This window comes from Paraclostridium sp., from assembly GCF_051657365.1.
Lineage (GTDB): Bacteria > Bacillota > Clostridia > Peptostreptococcales > Peptostreptococcaceae > Paraclostridium.
The window spans coordinates 1-3,639 of the sequence record NZ_JBOFKN010000111.1; the positions used below are offsets into that span (position 1 = coordinate 1).

The window sequence follows — 3,639 nt, forward strand, 5'->3', positions numbered from 1 at the left end:
TGAGTATGAGTTATATATTGGTTTTGATAATTGGGATTTTAATAGGATTCAAACTCAAAGATGAACCTTGTGAAGATTGCAAAGAAGTTAAAAAATGTAATGGGTGTACTTATAATTAAAAGGAGAGAATTAGTATGGAATTGAAATATAGATTTGGAAAAACATCAATATCAAGAATGAAAGGGGTAGATGCTAGATTAATAATTCTAGCAACTACTTATTTAGCTCTTGGAAAAAAAGATATAGGAATCACTTACGGAGCTAGAACTCCTGAAGAACAAGCTCATATGCTTAAAAATGGTAAAAGTCAAGTATCTAAGAGCAAACATTTATTGAATAAAGAGGAACTTGTAACACAAGGTGGATTCAAAATGGATATAATGGAATCTAATGCAATTGATATAGTAGGTTATAAGAATGGTAAAGCTGTTTGGGATAGAGCTTATTATGAGGATATTATAAAAGATATGAAAGAGATAGCTAAACATTATGGTTGGCAAGATGTTGTAAATTGGGGTTGGGATTTTAAAACTTTAAACGATCCTTATCACATTAGTGTAAAAGAACCTGGGGATGATGGAATAAAATGATAATAGTTGATGAAGCATTAAAAATAATTAATAAATTTATTCCAGATAAAAATACTCAAAATCAAATGGAGGTAGAATTAAAAAAGTTAGAGGTTGAAGATTTTAGTAATAAGAGGGGAACTAGTTTAGAAAAGGCAGTAAGTATGGTTTTTCCTCTTATAGCATTTATATTTTGTGGGTTTCTTGTAAGTAATCTTTTAGGAATGTGGATAGGATTTATATTTAAAACACAATCTCCAATATTTCCTATAGATGATAGGATGTATCAAATAATAATGGTTTATTTGACAGGATTCTTTGGAAATAGAAGTATTAAAAGTTGGAGGGGAGAGAAATAAAAGATATTTTTGAAAGTTTACTTAATTGTTTACAGAATTTAATCTTTTGGCTTAGTGCAGGATTTGTAAGTGCTATAGGTGGAATAGATGGAGATATAAGAGTTTTATTTTGTTTAACTATTATAGATTGTATTACAGGTTTTTTAAAAGCTATTAAGGAAAGAAATGTTTTATCCAAAAAAATGTATATAGGATTTATTTTGAGAAAACCAGCTATATATCTTGCTATCATGACAATGAATCAATTAGATAAATCTAGTTTTTTAAATGATATAAATATTTCACTTAGAGTTTGTATGATTACTGGTTGTATTATTATGGAATCTATTTCTATAATGGAAAATTTAACCAAATTAGGAATAAAATTTCCTGGTATTATAGAAAATATATTAGCAGTGAAAAAAGAAAAGTTAGATAAAGAAAAATGATTAAATAATACTTAAAAAGAGGAAGATTAATCCTCTTTTTTTTTGATTGTTATAATACCTGTTTTTTCATCAAATGAAATATCAAGTTCTCGTTCTTCGTAAGATAAGCTCATTTGTCTAACCCATGAAACTGGAAGAGTTACTCTAGTGGTATCGCTACCTTTACCACTTTTTGACCATAAGATTTTAGCTGTTCTTTTTTCCATATAAACCACCTATTGACTTTTTGGGATATTATTGTATAATTAAGTTAATAAAGCTATACAAGGAATAGAAGTTCCTTATAAAAATAGAGTGGTGTGCGAACCCTCTATTTTTTTTTATAAAAAAATTTAACTAGTTTACCACCTAAATTATTTTCTAATGGAAAGTTATTTTTTAATTTGGAAACATTTCTCAAAAATGGACTTATGACATTAACGATTAAACAAAGAAGTAAAAAGAATATAATTAATAAAATATAATTCATATTGATCAACTCCATATTTTATTTATAAGGAGGTTGAGGGTGCGACCTCAACCTGTGTAATTACTTTTTTCGACTATCATACCAAATCATCCATTCTCTAATTTCTTTAGATATTTCTGGAAGCTTTGCTATAAAAGCAACTAATAAAGCCATTAACAAGGATTATCACCTCCTTACAAATAGATTATATATCGTGTACGGGTGAAAGTCAATAAAAATATTTATAAAATGATAAAAAAAGTTAAAAAGTAGTGTGTAATTTAATCATTTTGAGAATATTAAGACTTAGTTTTATGAAAGTTTCAATGTTACTAAAAAAGAAAGAATAAATAAAGAAAAATGACCTTATAAAATTAAATTTAAGGTATATATAAATAAAATTAGGTATAAAAATATAGATAAAAAAAGAATCTTCAGAAAGGGTAAATCTGAGGATTCTTTTTGATTTGCTATTAAGTTGAGATTTTATTTATTTTTAGGATCTTTTAATAAGATAAAAAATAGAATTCCACCAGAAACTAAACCGCTTAATGGACTAAAAGATTCATTGAAAAATTTATTAAGTAAAAACCTAAAGATAAGAGTACCACCAAAACTAAAAAAGAGTAATTTATATCGTTTTTTAATAAAATTTATAATATTCATTTTAGCTCTCGCTTTCTAAAAAAATAAAATTATTAATTTGTAAAATTAAATAAACCAAAAAAATTTAACCTCTTCAGTGAGTACTTAAATGGAGAAAAATCCCAAAAACTAAAGTTAAAATTCCTATAAGTACTCCGATTAAATCATCAAAATCAATTTTTTTCATTTCTAAACTCTCCAGATAAATTTATTAAAGTCATTTTTTAGAATTTGTTAAAGAGACCAAAAAACAAACGAATGAGAGAAATAAGCTATTTAATAGACTAAATGTATCGTTAAAAAATTTTGCATATAGAAAATTAAAAAGAGTAATTCCTACGAAGTACAGAAGAAAAGATTTATAATATTTTTTTATAAAATCTAAGGTATTCATTTTAATCCTCCAATTTAACAAAAGTTTGTATAACTATTTTTTCTTTAAATTTAGAGATATTATGAAAGAAATAATTATTATTTTTAAAGCTTCCCACCAACTGAATTCTTTATTAAAAAATTTAACTTCGATTAAATTAAGAATAAAAATGATTGTAGTTATTAAGAAAAAATCTTTCCAGTGCTTTTTTATAAGATTTACAATACTCATTTTAGCTTCACTCCCCTAATTAAGTTATTCTGTAATTTGATAGGTAAGTATTCTAATGATATTGATATTATAAAAGAGATAAGACTATTTAAATTAATTTCTACACAAAAACTTTAAATCCAAGCATATAAGATAAAAGAATCTACATAAAATTAAAAAATAATAAAAATTATATTATTTATGGGAATAATGATAAAAATGAAAAGGTAGACATGTAAAATACAAAAAATAATAAGAACCTCTGGGGGGATAGAGGTTCTTATCTGGGGGGATTAAATTATTTTTTACTTTTAACACTTTTTATATTATTTAGACCACAAGTTTTATAAAAAAGTTTTAAATTTTATAAAAAATTAAGTATTTAATTTAATAATTTTAAAAAATTATTAAAATCTTTAGGTGTTTTAATCGTTATAATTTTATTTGAATAAGAGTTAGTATAAATAAAATTATCTAAATCTTTTTGATATTGAAAACTCCAAGAAATAAGATTTTTAAAATCTTTTAATGTTTCTTTTGGTTTATAATTAGTAAACTTTCTTATAAAAAATCTTTTAAATAATCTATAGTATTGAGTCCATTTATT

General features: G+C 24.1%; 5 protein-coding genes. 3 read left to right on the forward strand and 2 right to left on the reverse strand.

Annotation, left to right across the window (positions count from 1 at the left end):
- Nucleotides 1-134 precede the first annotated feature (134 nt).
- From ACRCYC_RS08370 to ACRCYC_RS08380, 3 genes are read left to right on the forward strand one after another with little or no spacing between them, the layout of a single operon-like run.
- Complete coding sequence (locus tag ACRCYC_RS08370; protein ID WP_438532087.1) at nucleotides 135-590, forward strand: hypothetical protein; 456 nt, start codon at nucleotides 135-137, stop codon at nucleotides 588-590.
- Complete coding sequence (locus ACRCYC_RS08375) at nucleotides 587-928, forward strand: hypothetical protein (protein WP_438505623.1); 342 nt, start codon at nucleotides 587-589, stop codon at nucleotides 926-928. Before ACRCYC_RS08370 ends, ACRCYC_RS08375 begins: the two co-directional genes overlap by 4 nt.
- Nucleotides 910-1,356, forward strand: a complete 447-nt coding sequence (locus ACRCYC_RS08380; RefSeq protein ID WP_438532088.1) for a phage holin family protein — start codon at nucleotides 910-912, stop codon at nucleotides 1,354-1,356. Before ACRCYC_RS08375 ends, ACRCYC_RS08380 begins: the two co-directional genes overlap by 19 nt.
- Before the next feature lie 26 nt (nucleotides 1,357-1,382).
- Here ACRCYC_RS08380 and ACRCYC_RS08385 read toward each other — a convergent pair whose 3' ends face one another.
- Nucleotides 1,383-1,562: a hypothetical protein gene (locus tag ACRCYC_RS08385; protein ID WP_438505625.1), complete on the reverse strand. Its 180-nt coding sequence runs from the start codon at nucleotides 1,560-1,562 to the stop codon at nucleotides 1,383-1,385.
- Between the two features lie 1,852 nt (nucleotides 1,563-3,414).
- Nucleotides 3,415-3,639: hypothetical protein (locus ACRCYC_RS08390; RefSeq protein ID WP_438532089.1), on the reverse strand; the 225-nt coding region annotated here is incomplete at its 5' end.

Excerpts from the sequence above, each read along its gene's own strand:
- ACRCYC_RS08370 (WP_438532087.1), top strand. The coding sequence starts at position 135 with ATGGAATTGAAATATAGATTTGGAAAAACATCAATATCAAGAATGAAA.
- ACRCYC_RS08375 (WP_438505623.1), top strand. The coding sequence starts at position 587 with ATGATAATAGTTGATGAAGCATTAAAAATAATTAATAAATTTATTCCA.
- ACRCYC_RS08385 (WP_438505625.1), bottom strand. The coding sequence starts at position 1,562 with ATGGAAAAAAGAACAGCTAAAATCTTATGGTCAAAAAGTGGTAAAGGT.